Here is an 18,953-nt window from a genome sequence, read left to right as displayed (position 1 = left end):
GGCGGCGTTGCCGACACTTCGGAGACGCCCAGTCTGCGCGCATGCCGGCGCCTTGCCAGCGCGCGCCTGGACGACGCCGGCATCCACCAGCAACTGAGAGACACGGCCTAGTGCCCCGCCGTGCCTCCGCGCCCGTGCGGCTCGGTGCCAACCTCGCCGGCCTCGTGGTGTTCGTCGCGTGCGCGTTCCCCGTCTACTGGATGGTGAACACCTCGCTCCTCCCGCGGCGCGAGATCAACGCACCCGAGCCGACGTGGCTGCCGCTGGGCGGCTCCTTCGACAACTACCGGCGCGTGCTCTCGGGCGGCCGGTTCTTCGACGCGCTCCTCATGAGCCTCGGCGTGACCGTCGCGACGGTCGCGGTGTCGCTGACCTTCGCGTTCCTGGCGGCGCTCGCCGTCACGCGGTTCAGGTTCCGTGGCCGCAAGGGCTTCATCGTCACGCTGCTGCTGATCCAGATGATCCCCGTCGAGGGCCTCTTCATCAGCCAGTACAAGATGCTCGAGGGCTTCCACCTCCTCAACACCGTCGCCGGGCTCACGCTGGTCTACGTCGCCAACGTGCTGCCGTTCACGGTCTGGACGCTGCGCGGCTTCGTGGCCGGCGTGCCCTACGAGCTCGAGGAGGCCGCGATGATGGACGGCTGCTCGCGCTTCCAGGCCTTCCGCAAGGTCACCTTCCCCCTGCTCGCGCCCGGGCTGGTCGCAACCGGGGTGTTCGGGTTCATCCAGGCGTGGAACGAGTTCACCCTCGCGGTGGTCGTGATGACCCGCGAAGACAAGAAGACGCTGCCGGTCTGGCTGGCGAGCTTCCTCGACGTCAACCGCGGCGTCGACTGGGGCGGCGTGATGGCCGGCTCGACGCTCATCGCGGTGCCGGTGATCATCTTCTTCCTGCTCGTCCAGGGGCGGATGGTCTCGGGGCTGACCGCCGGGGCGGTGAAGGGTTGACCACGCTGGAGTCGCTGGCCCTGGCCGTGCTGCTGCCGTCGTTCGACGGTACGACGGTGCCGGACGATGTCCTGGCGCTGCTCGAGGAGGGGCTCGGCGGGCTGTGCCTCTTCGGCAGCAACACTGCCGACGGGCCGGACGCCGTGGCGGCGTACTCCGAGCGCGTGCGGTCGGTCGCGCCGCGGGCGGTCGTCGCGGTCGACGAGGAGGGCGGCGACGTCACCCGGCTGCATGTGTCCGACGGGAGCCCGGTGCTCGGGCCGCTCGCGCTGGGCACCGCCGACGACCTGGCGCTGACGCGCGCGGTCGGGCGGGCCATCGGCCTCGAGCTCGCCGCGGTCGGCATCACGCTCGACCTCGGGCCGGTCGCCGACGTCAACTCCAACCCCGACAACCCGGTGATCGGCACCCGCAGCTTCGGCTCGTCGGCCCCGGAGGTCGCCGCGCACGTGGCCGCGTGGACCCGCGGCCTGCAGTCGGCGGGCGTGGCTGCCTGCGCCAAGCACTTCCCGGGCCACGGCGACACCGCCGAGGACAGCCACCTCGCGCTCCCCGTGCTCGACGCCGACCTGGCGACCCTCACCGCGCGCGAGCTGGCGCCGTTCGCGGCCGCGGTCGAGGCCGGCGTCGCCGCGGTGATGACCTCGCACGTCGTCGTGCCCGCCCTCGACCCCGCGCTGCCCGCCACGCTGAGCAAGTCGGTGCTCGGGCTGCTGCGCGACCGGCTGGGCTTCCGCGGCGTGGTCGTCACCGACGCGCTCGACATGGCCGGGGCCTCGGCCGGCCGCGGCATCCCCGAGGCCGCCGTGCTGTCGATCGCCGCGGGCGCCGACCTGCTGTGCCTCGGCACCGGCAACTCGGTCGCGCAGGTCCGCGCGATCCAGGCCGCGCTCGTCGACGCCGTCCGCTCGGGCCGCCTCCCGGAGCACCGCCTGGCCGCCGCCGCGGACGCCGTGGGAGGACTGACCGGGAGCGCGGCTCGAGCGCTGGTCGACAGTCGAGGAATTTCTGAGGCGCTGGCTGCTGGCGCGGCGCGGTCGGTCACGACGTACGGCGACCTGCCGTCGCTGTCCGGCGCACGGGTGGTCCGGGTCGACTCGGCCGGCACGATCGCGATCGGGTCCGCGCCGTGGGGGCTGCCGGCGGACGCCGTGGTCGCCCCGGGCGCGACCGACCTGCCCGACGGGCCGCTGGTCGTGCAGGTCCGCGACGCGCACCGGCAGCCCGAGGTCCTGGCCACGCTGGCCGCTGCGCCGCCCGGCACCGTCGTGGTGGAGTGGGGCTGGCCCGGCAGGCGAGCCGACGGGCACCCGACGATCGAGGCGCGCGGCTGGTCGCGGCCGGGCGCGACCGCAGTGACGGAGATCCTCAGACAGGCAGGGTGGGAGCAGTGACGGGCAGCATCGGTCTCGACATCGGGGCCACGAAGACGCTCGGGGTGCTCGTGGACGCCGAGGGCCGGGTGCTGGATCAGGTCCGCGAGGCGACCGAGCAGGGGGCCGACGGCGTGGTCCGCACCGCCGAGCTCGTCGTCGCGCACCTCGGCGCGGGCTCGTCGGTCGGGCTGGGCATCCCCGGGCTCGTCGACGTGGAGCGCGGTGCGGTCAAGCACGCCGTCAACCTCGGCGTCGACGGCGAGTGGGTCCCGCTGCGCGACGAGCTCGAGGCCCGGCTCGGCGTGCCGGTCGCGGTCGAGAACGACGTCAACGTCGCCACCCTCGGCGCGGTCGCCCTGAGCGGCATCCGCGACCTCGTCTACCTCTCGATCGGCACCGGGCTGGCCGCCGGGCTGGTGCTCGACGGCACCCTGCGGCGCGGCGCGACCGGCGCGGCGGGCGAGATCGGGCACGTGCCGATCGACCCGCTCGGCGCGGTCTGCCAGTGCGGTCAGCGCGGGTGTCTCGAGACGGTCGCCTCGGGCCGCGCGCTGGCCGAGGCCTGGCTGCCCGACGGCGCGACCGACGGTGACACACCCCCGGCGCAGGCGCTCTTCGCCGCGGCCGCCGCCGGCGACGCGCGGGCGATCGAGGTGCGCGACCGGTTCGCGGCCGGGGTGGCCGACGCCGTGCGCACCCTCTGCCTCGCGGTCGACCCCGCGACCATCGTGCTCGGCGGCGGCGTCTCCCACCTCGGTGCCCCGCTCGTCGACGCGGTCTCCGACGCGCTGCGCGCGCAGGCCGCCTCGTCGCCGTTCCTCGCCTCGCTCGACCTCGCCGGCCGCATCCGGGTGGTCCCCGACGACCAGCCCGTCGCCGCGATCGGCGCCGCGCTCCTCGGGCGGTCGTGATGGAGGTCGTCCCGCTCGGGTCCGCCGCCGAGGTGGCCGCGCTCGCCGCCGACACGATCGAGGCGCTGGTGCGCTCCCGTCCCGCCGCCGTGCTCGGGCTGGCCACCGGCTCGACCCCCGTCGCGACGTACGCCGAGCTCGTCGCCCGCCGCCGCGCCGGCACCGCACCGTCGTACGACGAGGTGCGGGCGTTCCTCCTCGACGAGTACGTCGGCCTCCCGCCCGGCCACCCGCAGTCCTACCGCGCCACGATCGCGCGCGAGCTGACCGACGACCTCGGCCTGCCGCCCGACCGGGTGCACCGGCCCGACCCGACCGACGTGCCGACCGCGGGCGCCGCCTACGAGGCGCAGCTCGCCGAGGCCGGCGGGGTCGACCTGCAGGTCCTCGGCATCGGCAGCGACGGCCACCTCGCGTTCAACGAGCCCGGCTCGTCGCTCTCGTCGCTGACGCGGCTCAAGACCCTGACGGAGGAGACCCGGCGCGACAACGCGCGGTTCTTCAACTCCCTCGACGAGGTCCCCCGCCACGTGCTCACCCAGGGGCTCGGCACGATCCTCCGCGCCCGCCACCTGCTGCTCATCGCGACCGGCGCAGGCAAGGCCGAGGCGGTCGCCGCCGCCGTCGAAGGACCGCTCAGCGCGTCGTGCCCGGCCTCGGTCCTGCAGCTGCACCCGCACGCGAGCGTCCTGCTCGACGCCGATGCGGCCTCGCGTCTCGCCCGCGCCGACCACTACCGCGAGGTCTACGCCGGCAAGCCCGACTGGCAGGGGCTCTAGCGGCTCGTCGGCAGCCGCCGGCTCAGGCCAGCGCGAGGGTGAGCGCGAGCACCGTGTCGGGCTCCTCCAGCCGGTCGCCGTACAGCTCACGCAGCTGGCCCATGCGGTAGCGCACGGTCTGCGGGTGCACGAACAGCGCGGCGGCGACGTCGTCGCGGCGGCCCTGGTGGAGCAGCCACGCCCGCAGCGTGTCGGCGAGCTTGTCGCGCGCCCCCGGCTTGAGGTCGTCGAGCGGGGCCAGCACCCGGGCGCGCAGGTCGGCCAGCGCCGACTCGTCGGCGTGCAGCACCAGCCGCGGGAGCTCGGCCTCGGTGTCCAGCTCGACACCGAGCTCCCGTGCGCGCAGCGCTCGGTCGACCGACCGGCGTACGTCGAGCCACGGCACCGCCGGGCCCGCGATCGAGCCGCGGTTGCGCAGGGTGCGGAGCAGGGCCGCCCGGCTGCGGCCGTGGGCGTCGGGCACGAGGAGCAGCACGCCCTCGTCGAGGCCCGGCAGCTCCGCGGCCTGGATGGTGGCGGCCGCGACCAGGCCGAGCACCGGCCGCACCTGCGACTCGGGCACCACCACCGCGGTCAGCGTGGTCGGCGGCGTCCACCCGGCGCGCTCGGCCGCCTCGGTCACCTCGTCGTCGGGGGCCTCGCCGAGGAGCAGCGCCGCGATCCGCTCGAGCAGCCGCTGCCGGACCCGGCCGGTGGTCTCGGTCTCGTCGGTGTGGCCGGCGACCGCGGCAGCCGACAGCTCGTCGATGTAGGCGAAGACCAGCTCGGCGAAGTCGGCCAGCACGTCGGCCGGCAGGCCGTTGCGCACCGCGATCGCGGACAGGTCGCGCCACGACACGCGCGCGCCGATGCGGAACGCCGCCAGCAGCGCGTCGGTCGTGCGGCCGCTGCGGGCCTCGCCGCGGCCGAGCTGGTAGCTGCCCTCGACGGCCGGGGCGGTGGGGGTGCGCAGGTCCTGGGCCCGGCCGCGGCTGGCCAGCGTGAGGAAGCCGCCGAGGGCGAGCTGCACGGCGTTGCGGATCGTCTCGCCCATGGGGCCGGAGAAAGCGTCGCGATAGCTGGGTACCTCATCGACGATGGCGCCCACGACGTCGTCCGCGACCGCGGAGAGCTGCCCCCGCATCTCCTCGAGTGCGGCGGGGGAGAGCTCGAGCCCGTGGTCGGAGGTGGCGCTGCTGCGCGGGGCTCGGCGCATGTTGTCTCCTGCGAACAAATGTGACGTGTTCGTTCACGTCCACCGGACATGAATCATCGCACGCGAATAGGACACCCTAGAGACATGGCATCCATCTCCGCCTCCGGACCCGCCCGCGGTCGCCCCGCCGGCCCGTCCCTGCGGAGCGCGCTGCGCAGAGTGGCCGAGGCGGCGGTGACGCCGCTGGAGCTCGGTGACGTCTTCGACGTCTTCCACCCGCTGCGCGGCGGCCGCGACGGGCTGCAGGGCCGGATCGTCTCGGTCACCGCCGAGACTGCCGAGTCCGCGACCATCCTCATCCGCCCCGGCCGCGACTGGGCCGGGCACGTGCCGGGCCAGTACGTGCGCATCGGCGTCGACGTCGACGGCGTACGCCTGTGGCGCACCTACTCGCTCACCCACGGCCCGCGCCGCGACCGCAACCTCAGCATCACCGTGAAGGCGATCCCCGACGGCGTCGTCTCCAACCACCTCGTCCACCGGGCCCGCGCCGGCCAGATGGTGCAGCTCGAGCAGGCCGAGGGCGAGTTCGTGCTGCCGACGCCGATCCCCCGCAAGCTGCTGCTCGTCACCGCCGGCTCCGGCATCACGCCGGTCATCGGCATGCTGCGCAACCTGTTCTCGCGCCGCGTCCCGGTCGACACCGACATCGCGCTGGTGCACGTCAACCAGAACGAGTCCTCGGCGATGTTCCGCGACGAGCTGCGCGCACACGGCACCGCCGGGCACCTGCGGCTCGTCGAGCGGTACGACGACCGGCACGGCATCCTCGACGTCGACCACCTCGACGAGCTCGTGCCCGACCTGCGCGAGCGGCTCACCTACGCCTGCGGGCCGGCCGGCCTGCTCGACGCCCTCGAGAAGCACCACGCAGACCGCGGCCTGTCGCTGACCACCGAGCGGTTCCGCCCGACCCTCGCCACCCTGGCCGGAGACGGGCAGAGCGGGGGCACGGTCACCTTCGCCGACGGCCGCGAGGTCGACGCCGACGGCGCCACGCCGATCCTCGACGTCGCCGAGGGCGCCGGCGTGCTCATGCCCAGCGGCTGCCGGATGGGCATCTGCATGGGCTGCGTCGTACCCATGACCTCCGGCGCCGTGCGCGACCTGCGCAACGGCGCCATCACCACCGCCGTCCCCGGCGAGACCGGGCCTGACGGCATCCCCATCCAGACCTGCATCAGCGCCGCTGCCGGCGCGTGCGAGATCCGGGAGACCCGATGACCACGATCACCAAGAAGCCCGACAACCCCATCGCCCACCTCACCCCCGAGGACATCGAGCAGATCGGCTACGAGCTCGACGCGATCCGCCAGGACGTGCTCGACGACCGCGGCGACCGCGACGCGGCGTACATCCGCCGGGTGATCACCGTCCAGCGCCGGCTCGAGCTCGGCTCGCGCGCGGTGCTGCTCGGCTCGGCGCTGCCGCCGCTGTGGGTGCTCGGCACGCTCGGCCTGTCGGTCTCCAAGATCCTCGAGAACATGGAGATCGGGCACAACGTCCTGCACGGCCAGTGGGACTGGATGCGCGACCCGAAGATCCACTCCACGACGTGGGAGTGGGACATGGCGACGCCGGCGGAGCAGTGGAAGCACTCGCACAACCAGGTGCACCACACGTACACGAACATCGTCGGCCAGGACAACGACCTCGGCTACGGCATCATGCGCGTCGACGAGGATCAGCGCTGGGTGCCGGCCTACCTGCTGCAGCCGCTGTGGAACTTCATCAACGCCTGCTTCTTCGAGTACGGCATCGCGGCCTACGACCTCGAGCTCGGCCGCAACCTGCGCATCCCGAAGGAGAAGCGGCCGCCGGAGTTCCGCGACAACGTCCGCAAGGTGCTCGGCAAGATCCGCCGCCAGGCCACCAAGGACTACGTCGTCAACCCGGCGCTCGCGCTGCCGTTCGGCGCGTTCGTGCCGACGCTGGCCGCGAATTTCGTCGCCAACGTCGTCCGCAACGTCTGGTCGCACTCGGTGATCATGTGCGGCCACTTCCCCGAGGGCGTCGAGACCTTCGAGCGCGCGTCGATCGCCGACGACGAGTCCCGCGGCGAGTGGTACCTCCGTCAGATGCTCGGCTCCGCCAACATCTCCGGCTCGCCGCTGCTCCACCTGATGTCGGGCAACCTCTCGCACCAGATCGAGCACCACCTGTTCCCCGACCTGCCGTCCAACCGCTACGCCGAGATCGCGCCGAAGGTGCGGGCGCTGTTCGAGAAGTACGACCTCAGCTACTGCACCCGGCCGATGCCGCAGCAGGTCTACTCGGCCTGGCACAAGGTGGTCCGGCTCTCGCTGCCCAACGGCTGGCTCGCCACGACCACGACGCGCAACCTGCCCTCGCAGCTCAAGCTGCTGTGGGCGATGTCGACCAAGGGGCCGAAGGTCCGGCGCGCCGCCCAGGCACGGCTGACCCAGCAGGCACGCAAGCTCGCGGCGACGGCGTAGGCCCGTCAGGCGTGCTGGTGCGCGGTCACCAGCGCGGCCAGCTGCGCGCGTGCGGTGATGTCGAGCTTGGTGAAGATGTGGGCCACGTGGGTCTGCACGGTGCGCCGCGAGACGAACAGCCGCTCGGCGATCTGGGGGTTGGAGAGTCCCTCGGCGACCAGCTGGGCGACCGTGCTCTCCGTGGGGGTCAGGCTCTCCCAGCCCTGCTGGGGCCGCTGCCGGGCGCCGCGCCTGCCGCGGCGCACGCCCAGCGACCGTAGGCCGGCGTCGACCCGCAGGATGCCCCTGCTCGCGTCGAGACGCTCGAAGATGTCGCCCGCCCTCTCCATCAGCTCGCGAGCCAGGCCGGGGTCTCCCTCCCGCGCGGCCAGGCGGGCTGCGTCCTCGCAGCTCAGTGCCTCCTCGAGCACGCGCCGGCCCCGCGCGTACGCGTCCGCGGCTTCGCGCGCGGCGTCGAGGTCGTCGGACAGCAGGGCACGGCACCGCAGCGCGGCGCCGGTGATCGACGGCACGTCGTTGCGCTCGGCCACCGCTGCGACCGCGTCCGCCACCTCCGCGGCCAGGTCCGCGTTGCCGGTGGCGCGCGCCAGGCGCACCAGGTCCGGACCCACGGCGGGGTAGTCGATGGCCATGCCGACACTGCGGCACAGCCGCCACCGGTCGGCGAGCGCGCGGTAGGCCCGGGGCACGTCGCCCTCGGCCTCCAGCAGCAGCGCCTGGGCCAGCAGCACGCGGTAGTCGAACAGCCGCGACCCCCGGTCGGCGAACGTCTCCGCGTCCCGGATCGCCCGACGGGCGCCCGGCAGGTCGTTGCGGTAGAGGCGGATCACGGCCCGGGCGCTGTGGCTGGGCTTGACCGCGTAGGTGACCCCGGTCTCCTCCGCGAGGGCGATCCCCGCCTCCAGCTCGGCGACGGCGTCGTCCCACTGGCCGACGACGAAGAGCTCGACCGCCAGGTAGGCCTGGTACGTCGCGAGCGGCCAGCGCACGCCGAGCTCCTCGCAGAGCTGCCGTCCGGTGGTGAGCGCGCGGACGGCGGCGTCGTGCTCGTCGCGCTCCATGAGGATCCAGCCCCGGGTGGCGTGCACCGGGAAGGCGTGCCCCGCGCGACCCGGGCTGCGATCGGCCCGCGCGACCGCTTCGTCGTTCAGCGTGACCGCCTCGGAGAGCTGCCCCCGCATGCAGGCAACGACCGACCGGGTCGCCAGGGCCGCGGTCGCGGCGCGGTGGGCGCCGCACCGCTCCGCGAGCGACTGCGCGAGCTCGGCCGACGCCTGGGCGCCGTCGAAGTCCCCGAGCCACAGGCTCGCGAAGCACGCCTCCGAGAGCCCGAGAGCCCGCAGCTCCTCGCTGCCGGCCGCGGACCGCGTGACCGGGTCCAACGCGCGCAGCGCGTCCGCGGGCCTGCCGTTGACCATGAGCGCGGCGCCCAGCCGGAGGCGGGCCGGGGCATCGGCCTCGGTCCGGTGACCCCGCTCCACGAGTGACTCGCAGGTCGCGATCGCCTCAGTGACCCGGCCGGCCATCATGAGGCTGTCCGCGCGCTCGACCTCGAGCAGGTCGAGGCGCGCGTCCGTCGGCTCCATCAGCCCCGCGGCCTGCTCGAGCAGCTCCGCCGTCGTCTCCGGCGACGTCGACTCCGCCTCCCGGGCCGCCCGGATCAGCCAGTCGACCGCCTCGGGGTCGCCGTGGGTCGCGCCGCGCGCGAACTGGTCGGCCACGCGGGTGGTCGGCGAGCCGGCGTCCGCGAGGCGGGTGGCGGCCTCGCGGTGCAGCGCGAGGCGCAGGCTCGACGGCATGTCGGCGTAGATCGCCTCCCGGAGCAGGTCGTGGCGGAAGCGCAGCTGCACGCCCTCCTCACCGAGGACCCCGGAGGCGATGACGGCCTCGACGGCCGGCATGAGCTCGGAGACCGGGCGGGCGAGGACCGTCGCGAGCTCGGTGATCGAGAACGCCGACCCGAGCAGCGACCCGCCCCGCAGCACCTGGATCGCCTCGTCGGGTAGCGAGCTGAGCCGGCCCAGGATGGTCAGCTGCAGGGAGGGCGCCAGCGACGCTCCGGTCACGTCCGCGTGCCCGTCCGTCCGCCGGAGGCTGCCCTCCTGCGTGATCGCCTTCAACAGCTCGGTGACGAAGAGCGGGTTGCCCGCGGCGCCGGCGACTACCGCGAGCAGCCCGGGACCGGGCGTGGCGCCGACGAGCTCCGTGACCACCTCGCGCACGTCGTGCTCGTGCAGCTGGCGCAGCTCGAGCCGCTCCATCCCGCCCAGCGACTCCAGCAGCCGGAGCAGGGCGGGCGGTCGCGGGAACGGCCGTCGGCAGCAGACCAGCGTCACGGGCAGGCCCAGCCCGGTCCGTGCCAGCGCGCCCAGCGTCACGAGGCTGGACGGGTCGGCCCACTGCAGGTCGTCGAGCGCGAGCACCAGCGGCCTCTCGATCGCGACCGACTCGACCAGGTCGCACAGCGCGTCCACCACCCGGAACTGCAGCCCCGGATCGCTGCTCACCGTCGGCGCCGCGCGGTCGCGGCCGTCGTGCCCCGAGATGAGCTCGGCGATCGCGGCCCGCCGTTCGTCCGCAGCGCCCCGCGCGCAGCCGAGAGCCGCGGCGATGACGCCGAACGGCCGGTTGCGCTCCATCTCCTCGGCCTTCGCCGTGGCGACCTGGAAGCCGCGGTCGCACGCGGTCTGCAGGGCGTGCGCCAGCAGCCGCGTCTTGCCGATGCCGGCCTCGCCCTCGACCATGACCACGGACAGACGGCCGGCCACGGCCCGGTCCAGTGCGGCCCCGAGCCGGCCGATCTCGTCGTCCCGGCCACGCAGGGTGGGCTCCGGCGACGTCCCGGACATGGACGCCATGCTATGTCGCCGGCGGGACACCGCCCGGGGAGCCGCCCGTGGATCCGCCCCCGGACCCCAGCGCCTCGGAGAGCGCGTGCAGCAGACCGAGCCACCCCGTGAACGGGATCGACGACTCACCTGGTCGCGCGCCCGGCGGGCTCGTCACCACGAGCCTGCCCACCGGCGGGTCTGTCTGGTCGAATGAGATCCGCACCTCCATGGGCTGCACTCAACCCGGCCCGACCGGCCACGACATCGGCCAACGTGCGGATGCATCGACCTCACCGGGCGGGGCATCGTCGGTGCCGCACGCTGCACGCGGGCCGGGTCAGGCGCCGTGGAACGCCGTCAGCACGGCGATGCACGCGGCGATACCCGCCAGCATGCCGATGTCTTCGGCTCCGCTTCGGCGAAGGCTTGGGGTGACCGGGCAGGACCACACGAACGAGGACATCCCATGCACGCGACGCCGCCGTACGACCTCGACCTCCGCGTGGTCGGGGCAGCCCCGGGCCAGGGCAGCACTCCCTGGCCCTGCCGCGAGGACCCGGACCTGTGGTTCTCCCCGCTGCCGGAGGGGGTCGAGCGCGCCAAGCGCATCTGCCACACCTGCGCCGCCATCGACCACTGCCTGGGAGCCGCGATCGCCCGGGGCGAGCGCTGGGGCGTCTGGGGCGGCCAGCTCCTCGAGAACGGGCGCATCATCCCCCGCAAGCGCGGCCCGGGCCGGCCGCGCAAAGACCAGGCGGCGTGACGCAGCGCGCCTGCTCCCCGCGCGCGATCCGATCGTGCTCGGCCCTGGCGAACTCCGACGTCGACCACCACCTCGTCGGGTGCGGTCGGCGTCGACCAGAGCTAACGCTCGCGGCCCCGACTTGGCAACCTCGGCCGGCGACTCCACCAAAGGCCAGACTCGGCGCCTCCTGGGCCTTACGGTCGCAACATGAACGTCTCACGGCTCACTGTTCCGCAGCGGATCTCTGCGGTCTCCGTCCTGGTCATCGCGCTCGCTGCATTCCTCCCCTGGGTCTCGCTGCTCGGCGTCAGCGCGCTCGGCATCGAGGGAGATGGCGTCATCACCTTGGTACTGGCTGTTGCCGGCGCGATTGTCTTGGCACTGACCACCGGCCTGATCGGTAAGAAGAAGAACCCGGGCAAGTGGTCGCAGATTTCACTTCTCGTGTTGGCGATTCTGGTTGCTCTGGTGGGTCTCATCGACATGAACGGCGCCGCCGCCATTGGTCTGTACTTGACCTTCTTTGGTGGCGTGGCTTGGGTCGTCGGTGCTGCCTGGCAGCTCAGCGCCTCGAAGAAGATCGTCGAGGAACACCAGGCTCAGCAGCCCATGTAACTGGGCGCCGGTTGCGAAGGCGCTGCGCTTGTCAATCGGCGTCCGGCAGTCTCCTTCGTTGGTCTCTCAGACTGAGACGTCGTAGGTCCGCCCGAACGGGTCGGTCCAGGTGTAGCTGCCGTCGGCGTTGCGCCGGTAGGTCCAGCCGTAGTGGGTCTTCGCCCGGTGCTCGCACGGAGGTGCGAGCTTGCGAGCCTCGAAGGGTGGCGCCTGGCACAGCGGCGCGAGGTTGTCGGGCCGGGTCTGGCCCGGCGGTCCGCCGTCGTCCACCTCGACGAAGGCCTCGATGTGGTCGAGGTCGCACTCGCGCGCGTCTCTGTCGCAGTTGGGGTGGACGCAGGTGCGGTCGCGGAGGATCACGAGCTCGCGCATCCACAGTGGTGGCTCGTAGCAGTCGACCGCGTCGGTGCGGGCCAGGTCGAGGACGGGCTGAAGCGTGAACCTGCTCGTCGCCAGCCAGCTCTGGATGGTCGGCGCCGTCACCGGACCGAACCGCTCGAGGGTGCCGACCTCGTCGGTGGGCGACAGGTGCAGGTAGAGCTTGGTCTTGGACGTCGCGCCCGCACCGTCGGCGAGGTCGCCGAGCGCTGCCACCTTGCGGTGCTCGAGCGACGGTTGCTCGTCGGCGGGCACGGCGGGGTCGAGGCGCGCGTGCGCCTGCTTGCAGATCGCGTCGTAGAGCTTCTTCAGGGTCGGGGTGTCACCGACCGCCTCGAGCCGCGACGTGCCGGCCCACACCGGGCCGGAGTAGGTCTCGAACCGGACGTCCCACTCCGCCTTCGCGGCGTCCTCCTCCGCAGCCTGCTCCCCGGCGTCGAACCGCGCGGCCGCCTCGTTGACGAGCCGCTCGATGCGGGTGCGGCCGACCGAGTCGGCGATCGGCGCGACGTTCGCGTCGACGTACGCCGCTGCCTCGCGACTCAGCCGGTGGGTCAGCTGCGCGATCTGCTTGGCCCGCCACGGAGCCAGGCGCAGCTCCTCCATCGCCCGGTGGGTCTTGGGCAGCCGGTGCTTGAGGTCGAGGCCGTCGGACATCAGCTGCATCGCGCCGCGCGCCGACGTGGTCAGCGCGGCCGCCAGCGGTGCGACGGCCTTCGCGTGCACCAGCGGTGTGCCCTCACCGCCGATCGGCTCGCAGACGTCGCGCCGGTCGGCGTCGCTCCAGTGCGCGGCCCGGGTCTCGTCGTCGACGACGTGCCGCTCGGCCCAGGCAGTGGCGAGCCGCAGCTTGCTGCGATCGGCCTCGCGCGCCTTGAGCTCGGCGTCCTCGACCAGCTGCAGCATGAACTCGTCCGCCACGTCGTCCACGACGACCGGCGAGCCCGAGCGCTGCACCTCGATCAACATGATGCGAACCACGCTAGACGCGACCACCGACATTTAGCGTGGGTCATGGGTCCGGGGACGGCCCGACCACCGACCGGGACACGTGGTGATCCCTGAGCGCTGAGTGACCGTTCCCGGGCCTGGTGTCTGGTCGATGCGGTGTCCTTGTTTGGGAACTTGAAGCCGTCCTTCGCGGCAGCGCGATCGGGGGGACTTCTGCTTACAGAATGTCTGGGCTGTGGCCGCGCCGTTCAGCCGCCTTCCCACCCCTCGTTGACAGGACGGTGCATTGACGATCGCGACGACCATCCCGGTGACCCCGCTGTGTCTGGGGGTCGATGTGGCCTGCCGGGCTGAGCACCAAGCAACACTTGCGGTGGGCGGCAAGGCAGCCTGGAAGGGCCGGAAGTTCTCGACCCAGCCGGCTGAGCTCGAGCGGCTGTGGGCTGATCTGGACCTTGCGGACCCGGCCGAGCTGACTGTGGTCCTCGAGCCCACCCGGAACGCCTGGATTGTGCTCGCGCACTGGTTCAGATCGCGTGGTGCACGGGTGGTGATGGTGCCGACCACCCAATCGGCCGACCTGCGGGCTTACTACTCCAAGCACGCCAAGAACGACCGGCTCGATTCGGAGATCCTCGCCAAGCTTCCGTTGCTGCACCCCGAGGGACTGCGCGAGTTCACCGGTCCCGGGTCGGCCGACCCGCTGCGCCGACTGACCAAACAGCGCTCCACGATGGTCAAGCGTCGAACCGCGGTCTACTCCCGCCTCGACGCGTTCATCGAGCTCCTCGGCCCGGCCTGGTACGGGGTGCTCGGGTCGAACTACGGCAAGGCCGCGCTGATGCTGCTGGCCCGCTACGCCGACCCGCAAGCGGTGATCCGGCTCGGACAGGCCCGCCTGGCGCGGTTCTTGGTCCGTCACTCCCGGGGCTTCTGGCGCGAGGACCACACCAAGGCATTGATCGTGGCCGCCCGCGAGACCCTCGCCCTGTGGACCGGACCGGACGGCACGATCGGGCTGGACTTCGCTGAGCTGGGCGCCGACATCGCCGCCGAGGCCGAGCAGGCACGGTTCCTGACCGAGCAGATCGAGGACCTCGACGAACGTATCGCCAACCTCAATGACCAGGCCGACCCCGACGGAATCATCGCCTCGGCGCCAGGCGTGGGACCGGTGACCAGCGCGGTCATCGCCGGCCGGATCGGGGACCCGCACCGGTTCACCTCGTTGGCCGCCATCCGTGCCTACTCCGGGCTGGTGCCCAAGGTCAGCCAGTCCGGGACCAGCGACCCCACCCTGGGGCTGACCAAGGCTGGTGACCCACTGCTGCGTGAGGCGCTGTACATGGCCGCCGAGCAAGCCCGACGCATCGACCCGCAGCTGGGTGCTCTTGGCGTCAGACCGGTTGTTCACAGGTCTCGTCCTGGCGCTCGCGACGCATCCGGATCTGGCACCCCTCGGTGTCAGGAACTCGGGACGCGCGCCGGTCGCCGGTCTCCCCGAGGTCGTCGACGAACGGGTCGAGGTGCATCTGCATCGGAACGTCAGGCTGGCGTCCCGGTGTGATCTGGAGGCGATCCTGCAGTCCGGCCGCTGACCTCGATCGGCGCTCGCAACAGACGCCGTTGCTCACGAGACGCGGTTGGGCAAGGGTGAGTGCATGACCGCGCTGCCCACCTTCGTCGGCACCGCCGACGTCGCTGTCCTGGATCACCTCTCCTTCCTCTGCCGAACGCCGCTGACCAGCCAGGCGACCGGCGGGAGCTTCTCACTGGTCGAGGAGCGTGGGCGGGTGGGCTGCATGACACCGCGCCACGTACATGAACGCGAAGCGGAGACCTTCATCGTGCTGGACGGTGCACTCGAAGGCTGGTGCGAGGGGGAGACTCAGCTTGTCGAGGCCGGGAGCATGATCCATCTCCCAGCGCGGAAGGAACACGCCTTCCGGGTCGCGTCAGACACGGCGCACTTCTACACGCTGATCACTCCGGCAGGATTCGAGGAGTTCTTCGCAGCGACGGGCACACCCGTCGAGACGTCCTTCGACGGTGAGCTCCCCACGCCCGGACCAGTCCCACCTGAGGCGGTGGCTCTCCTCCAAGAGGTGCTCACTCCTCTCGGCTGCACGATCACCGGCCCGCCGCCGTTCGCTCATCACTGAGGACGGCGCCGACCCGAGCCACGAGGCGGCGCGCTGGCCGGGTGGTCGCTGACTGTCAGCGGCTGGTGGCTCACCTCCAGGGCGCTGACCCAGCGCCTACTCGTCGCCCGTCAGGTTGAACGCCCGCAACGCGCGCCCGGTCATCCACACACCGGCCCCGAACGTCACCGCGAGCGCCAGCAACGCATAGACGAGCGGCAGGTCGTCGACGAGCTCGAGCGAGGCGATCTGGTCGATCAGCTCGGCGGCCCAGCGGGTGATCGAGAGCCAGCGGATGCCGTCGAGCAGGCCGCCGAGCAGGCCCTCCCAGACCAGCAGGTAGATCAGCCCGATGACGACCGCGTGGCGGGTGAGCACCGAGAGCCAGGCGAAGACCGCGCAGTAGGCAGCGCCGGCGAGCAGCGAGGCGAGGCCGAAGCCGACGGCGAACGACGGGGAGTCGCTGCGCAGGACGAGACCGGCGACGAACATCGGCAGCGCGCCGAAGACGAACACGCAGACGATCGCGACGACCAGCTTGGAGGCGACGATCGTGTGGCGCGAGAGCGGCTTGGCGAGGAGGTAGGAGATCGAGCCGTCGTCGATCTCGGGCGCGAGCAGGCCGGAGGTGGCGAGCAGTGCGACCAGCGGCAGGATGACCACGAGGCCGAGGCCGTAGAGCGTGCCCTCGGCGGCGTCGAGGTCGTCGCCGACCAGGCCGCGCACGAGCAGCGAGATGGCGAGCAGGACGACGGGCAGCACGATGAGGAGCACGCCGCGCCAGCGCCCGAAGATGCTGCGGACGCCGAGCCGGACGATCGTGGGGCTCAGCATCACGACCCCACCAGGTAGGAGAAGACGCTCTCGAGCGACTCGTCGGTGGGCGTCACCTCGTGGAGGCGTACGCCGTGCTCGCGGGCCAGTCGCGGCAGCACCTCGCTGAACCGGCCGAAGTCCGATGCCTCCAGCTCGATGCCGCCCTCCGCGCGCAGCCGCGCACCCCGCACGGACGCGTCGCCGAGCAGCGCCGAGGCGAGCAGGCGGTCGTCCGACGTACGGAGCACGAACCGGTTGGGCCGGTCGGTCATCAGCCGCCGGATCGCGCCGAAGTCACCGGACGCGGCGTGCCGCCCCGCGACCATGACCTCGATCTGCCGGGCGACCTGCTCGACCTCCTCGAGGATGTGCGAGCTGAACAGCACCGTCCGGCCCTCGGCACCCATCGTCCGCAGCAGCTCCATGAGGTGCATGCGCTGGCGCGGGTCCATGCCGTTGAACGGCTCGTCGAGCAGCAGCACCGCCGGGTCGTGCACCAGCGCCGAGGCCATCTTGATGCGCTGCCGCATGCCCTTGGAGTACGTCGAGATGTCGCGGTCCTGGGCCTCGGTCATCTCGATCTGGGCGATGGCGCGCTGGGCGGCCGCGCCGGGATCGGCGAGACCGTGCAGCTCGGCCATGGCGACGACGAACTGGCGCCCGGTCAGGTAGTCGAAGAGCGCCTCGCGCTCGGGGACGAGCCCGAGCTTGCGGTAGACCTGCTCGTTGCGCCACAGCGGCTCGCCGTCGAGCGTGACCGCGCCGGTCGACGGCGCGAGGAAGCCCGACATCATCGCGATCAGCGTGGTCTTGCCGGCGCCGTTCGGGCCGAGCAGGCCGGTGACGCCCGGGCCGATGGTCATCGAGACGTCGTTGACGGCGACGACGTTGCGGTACCAGCGCGAGACGTGGTCGATCCTGATCTCGCTCATGGCTACGGGCTCACGTTCCGGTAGCGGGCGAGCAGCGCGCCGACCGAGCCGGCCGCCATGACGAGCGCGACGGCGACGTAGAACAGCCCCATGCCGGTGCCCTCGGGAGGCAGCACCGTGGCGTTGGGCGCGTCGAAGAGGAAGACCTGGACGCCGTTGACGAGGGTGTACGGAGAGAAGACGCCGGCGACCTGGCCGACCTTCTCGCTGTCGGTGCTGAAGGCGATGCCCTGGATCGTCGACACCGCGGTGTAGGTGACGCCGAGCACCACGATCACCGCCGCCACCGCGAGACCCCGCCGGACCGTCAGAGCAGCCACCAGCGCGGCCAGCCCGGAGAGCAGCAGCGCCAGCAGCGCCGCGCCGAACAGCCCGCCGAGGAAGTCCTTGGTCTCGCTGCCGACGGGCAGGTCGGCGAGCAGCCCGCCGGCGTACATCAGCGCGAGCGGCGCCGCGATCAGGATGAACGTCGCGACCGCCAGCGACGCGAGCCGGATCAGCACGTAGACCGTGCGCGGCATCGGCCGGGCGAGGTAGAGCGTGATGGTGCGGAACCTCAGGTCGCGCGAGAGCAGCGCCGGCGCCTGGGCAGCGACGAACACCGAGATCAGGGCCTGCGTGACGACGGGGTAGCGCGAGTAGGCGACGAGCTGCTCGTCGTACTGCAGCAGGTCGCGCGCCTGCACCAGCACGCCGACGAGGATCAGCGCCGGCAGCAGCATCATCGCCAGCAGGATCATCGGCAGCACCTTGGAGCGCCCCGAGCGGCCGAGCCCGTAGGCGTTGCGCAACCCGGTGAGGAAGAACGACCGCGCGACGGGCCCGCCGCCGAGCCGCGGGCCGGTGTAGGGCCGGTAGCCGAGGTCGTGGATGACGCCCGCGGGGCGGCCCCTCGACTCAGGGGCGTCAGACGGGGAGGACACTGCCGGCACCTCCCTCGCGGAAGACGTCCTCGATGCGCTGGTGGCGCTCCTGCATCCGCACCAGGCCGAGGCCGAGGTCGACGGTGAGGTCGCGTACGACGTCAGGGGTCGCCTCGTCGCGCACCTCGACCTCGATCAGCGCACCGCCCGCGGGCCGGGCGGTGAGGCCGGCCTCGACCAGCGCCTGGCCGAGCAGCCGGTCGGCGTCCGGCTTGCCCTGCACCTCGACGACGAGGCTGCCGGTCGCGTGGAGGAAGTCGGTCGTGGCGGAGGAGCGCAGCAGCCGCCCGCTGTCGAGCACGACGACGTGGTCGCTGACCCGCTCGAGCTCGCCGAGCAGGTGCGAGGTCACCAGCACGGCGATGCCGAACTCGTGGCCGACCTTGCGCACCAGCGCCAGCATGTCGTCGCGGGAGGACGGGTCGAGCCCGTTGGTCGGCTCGTCGAGCAGCACCAGCCGCGGGTCGTGGACGAGCGCCTGCGCGAGCTTGGCGCGCTGCTTCATGCCCGTCGAGTAGCCGCCCATCGGCCGGTAGCGCTCCTCCGCCAGCCCCACGTGGCGCAGCACGTCGGCGGCGCGCTCGCGGGCGGCGTTGTGGGGGAGCCCGGACATCTGGCCCATGTGGACCACGAAGTCGCTCGCCGACACGTCGGCGGGCAGGCAGTCGTGCTCGGGCATGTAGCCGACCAGGGCCCGGATCGCGGCGCCGTCCGTGGCGACGTCGTGGCCGAGGACGCTCGCGGACCCGCTCGTCGCACCGACCAGGCCGAGCAGGATCTTGATGAGCGTCGACTTGCCGGCGCCGTTGGCCCCGACGAGCCCGGTGACCCCGTCGCCGACCGTCACGTCGAGGTGGTCGAGCGCGGTGACCGACGGGTACTGCTTCGTCAGTCCCTGCGTCTCGATCACGGCCACGCGCTCAACCTAGACGTCGGCACCCACGGACGGCGTCC

Annotated in this window: 17 protein-coding genes; 10 read left to right on the top strand and 7 right to left on the bottom strand. The window is 72.6% G+C overall.

The features are described from left to right. Positions 1-110: 110 nt before the first annotated feature. From G514_RS0110095 to G514_RS0110080, 4 genes are read left to right on the top strand one after another with little or no spacing between them, the layout of a single operon-like run. On the top strand, positions 111-950 hold the full coding sequence (locus G514_RS0110095; RefSeq protein WP_036564427.1) for a carbohydrate ABC transporter permease: 840 nt from the start codon (positions 111-113) through the stop codon (positions 948-950). Continuing rightward, the gene (locus G514_RS0110090) at positions 947-2,344 is read left to right on the top strand and encodes a glycoside hydrolase family 3 N-terminal domain-containing protein (RefSeq protein ID WP_028651649.1); all 1,398 of its coding nucleotides are present in this window, start codon (positions 947-949) and stop codon (positions 2,342-2,344) included. Before G514_RS0110095 ends, G514_RS0110090 begins: the two co-directional genes overlap by 4 nt. Beyond that, positions 2,341-3,237, top strand: coding sequence for an ROK family protein (locus G514_RS0110085; RefSeq protein WP_028651648.1), 897 nt, complete (start codon positions 2,341-2,343; stop codon positions 3,235-3,237). Before G514_RS0110090 ends, G514_RS0110085 begins: the two co-directional genes overlap by 4 nt. Next, positions 3,237-4,016, top strand: a complete 780-nt coding sequence (locus G514_RS0110080) for a glucosamine-6-phosphate deaminase (RefSeq protein WP_028651647.1) — start codon at positions 3,237-3,239, stop codon at positions 4,014-4,016. Before G514_RS0110085 ends, G514_RS0110080 begins: the two co-directional genes overlap by 1 nt. A gap of 22 nt (positions 4,017-4,038) precedes the next feature. Here the strand turns inward: G514_RS0110080 and G514_RS0110075 are convergent, their stop codons facing one another. Next, positions 4,039-5,211, bottom strand: a complete 1,173-nt coding sequence (locus tag G514_RS0110075; protein WP_028651646.1) for a PucR family transcriptional regulator — start codon at positions 5,209-5,211, stop codon at positions 4,039-4,041. 84 nt (positions 5,212-5,295) lie between these two features. Here G514_RS0110075 and G514_RS0110070 point away from each other — a divergent pair, with 84 nt between their 5' ends. Together G514_RS0110070 and G514_RS0110065 are read left to right on the top strand one after the other, a co-directional pair. Continuing rightward, positions 5,296-6,435, top strand: a complete 1,140-nt coding sequence (locus G514_RS0110070; RefSeq protein WP_051247271.1) for a ferredoxin reductase — start codon at positions 5,296-5,298, stop codon at positions 6,433-6,435. Further along, complete coding sequence (locus G514_RS0110065; RefSeq protein WP_028651644.1) at positions 6,432-7,667, top strand: fatty acid desaturase family protein; 1,236 nt, start codon at positions 6,432-6,434, stop codon at positions 7,665-7,667. Before G514_RS0110070 ends, G514_RS0110065 begins: the two co-directional genes overlap by 4 nt. A 5-nt stretch (positions 7,668-7,672) precedes the next feature. Here G514_RS0110065 and G514_RS0110060 read toward each other — a convergent pair whose 3' ends face one another. Further along, positions 7,673-10,516: an ATP-binding protein gene (locus G514_RS0110060; protein ID WP_169576387.1), complete on the bottom strand. Its 2,844-nt coding sequence runs from the start codon at positions 10,514-10,516 to the stop codon at positions 7,673-7,675. 448 nt (positions 10,517-10,964) lie between these two features. Between G514_RS0110060 and G514_RS26010 the strand changes: the two genes are divergently transcribed. Both G514_RS26010 and G514_RS0110045 read left to right on the top strand, forming a co-directional pair. Further along, positions 10,965-11,261, top strand: a complete 297-nt coding sequence (locus G514_RS26010; protein ID WP_084151972.1) for a WhiB family transcriptional regulator — start codon at positions 10,965-10,967, stop codon at positions 11,259-11,261. Positions 11,262-11,450: 189 nt separating this feature from the next. Then, positions 11,451-11,858, top strand: a complete 408-nt coding sequence (locus tag G514_RS0110045; protein WP_028651642.1) for a hypothetical protein — start codon at positions 11,451-11,453, stop codon at positions 11,856-11,858. Between the two features lie 66 nt (positions 11,859-11,924). On the opposite strand, the gene G514_RS0110040 is transcribed toward G514_RS0110045, so the two are convergent. Beyond that, positions 11,925-13,205 carry an HNH endonuclease signature motif containing protein gene (locus G514_RS0110040; protein ID WP_028651641.1) on the bottom strand — a complete coding sequence of 427 codons (1,281 nt, stop codon included), beginning with the start codon at positions 13,203-13,205 and terminating at the stop codon, positions 11,925-11,927. Between the two features lie 268 nt (positions 13,206-13,473). Here G514_RS0110040 and G514_RS26005 point away from each other — a divergent pair, with 268 nt between their 5' ends. Together G514_RS26005 and G514_RS26000 are read left to right on the top strand one after the other, a co-directional pair. Further along, positions 13,474-14,754 carry an IS110 family RNA-guided transposase gene (locus G514_RS26005; RefSeq protein ID WP_211222108.1) on the top strand — a complete coding sequence of 427 codons (1,281 nt, stop codon included), beginning with the start codon at positions 13,474-13,476 and terminating at the stop codon, positions 14,752-14,754. A 94-nt stretch (positions 14,755-14,848) separates the two neighbouring features. After that, the gene (locus G514_RS26000) at positions 14,849-15,349 is read left to right on the top strand and encodes a cupin domain-containing protein (protein ID WP_051247269.1); all 501 of its coding nucleotides are present in this window, start codon (positions 14,849-14,851) and stop codon (positions 15,347-15,349) included. Between the two features lie 96 nt (positions 15,350-15,445). Here the strand turns inward: G514_RS26000 and G514_RS0110025 are convergent, their stop codons facing one another. The 4 genes from G514_RS0110025 to G514_RS0110010 are packed head-to-tail and all read right to left on the bottom strand — an operon-like array spanning position 15,446 to position 18,915. Further along, complete coding sequence (locus G514_RS0110025; protein ID WP_028651640.1) at positions 15,446-16,162, bottom strand: ABC transporter permease; 717 nt, start codon at positions 16,160-16,162, stop codon at positions 15,446-15,448. After that, the gene (locus G514_RS0110020) at positions 16,162-17,076 is read right to left on the bottom strand and encodes an ABC transporter ATP-binding protein (protein WP_028651639.1); all 915 of its coding nucleotides are present in this window, start codon (positions 17,074-17,076) and stop codon (positions 16,162-16,164) included. Before G514_RS0110020 ends, G514_RS0110025 begins: the two co-directional genes overlap by 1 nt. 2 nt (positions 17,077-17,078) lie before the next feature. Beyond that, positions 17,079-17,999, bottom strand: a complete 921-nt coding sequence (locus G514_RS0110015) for a hypothetical protein (RefSeq protein WP_036564422.1) — start codon at positions 17,997-17,999, stop codon at positions 17,079-17,081. Then, positions 17,983-18,915: an ABC transporter ATP-binding protein gene (locus G514_RS0110010; RefSeq protein ID WP_028651637.1), complete on the bottom strand. Its 933-nt coding sequence runs from the start codon at positions 18,913-18,915 to the stop codon at positions 17,983-17,985. The genes G514_RS0110015 and G514_RS0110010 overlap by 17 nt, the downstream gene beginning before the upstream one ends. Between the last annotated feature and the right edge of the window lie 38 nt (positions 18,916-18,953).

It is taken from the genome of Nocardioides halotolerans DSM 19273 (assembly GCF_000422805.1).
GTDB classification, from domain to species: domain Bacteria; phylum Actinomycetota; class Actinomycetes; order Propionibacteriales; family Nocardioidaceae; genus Nocardioides; species Nocardioides halotolerans.
This window is presented reverse-complemented; position numbering and strand designations above follow the sequence as displayed.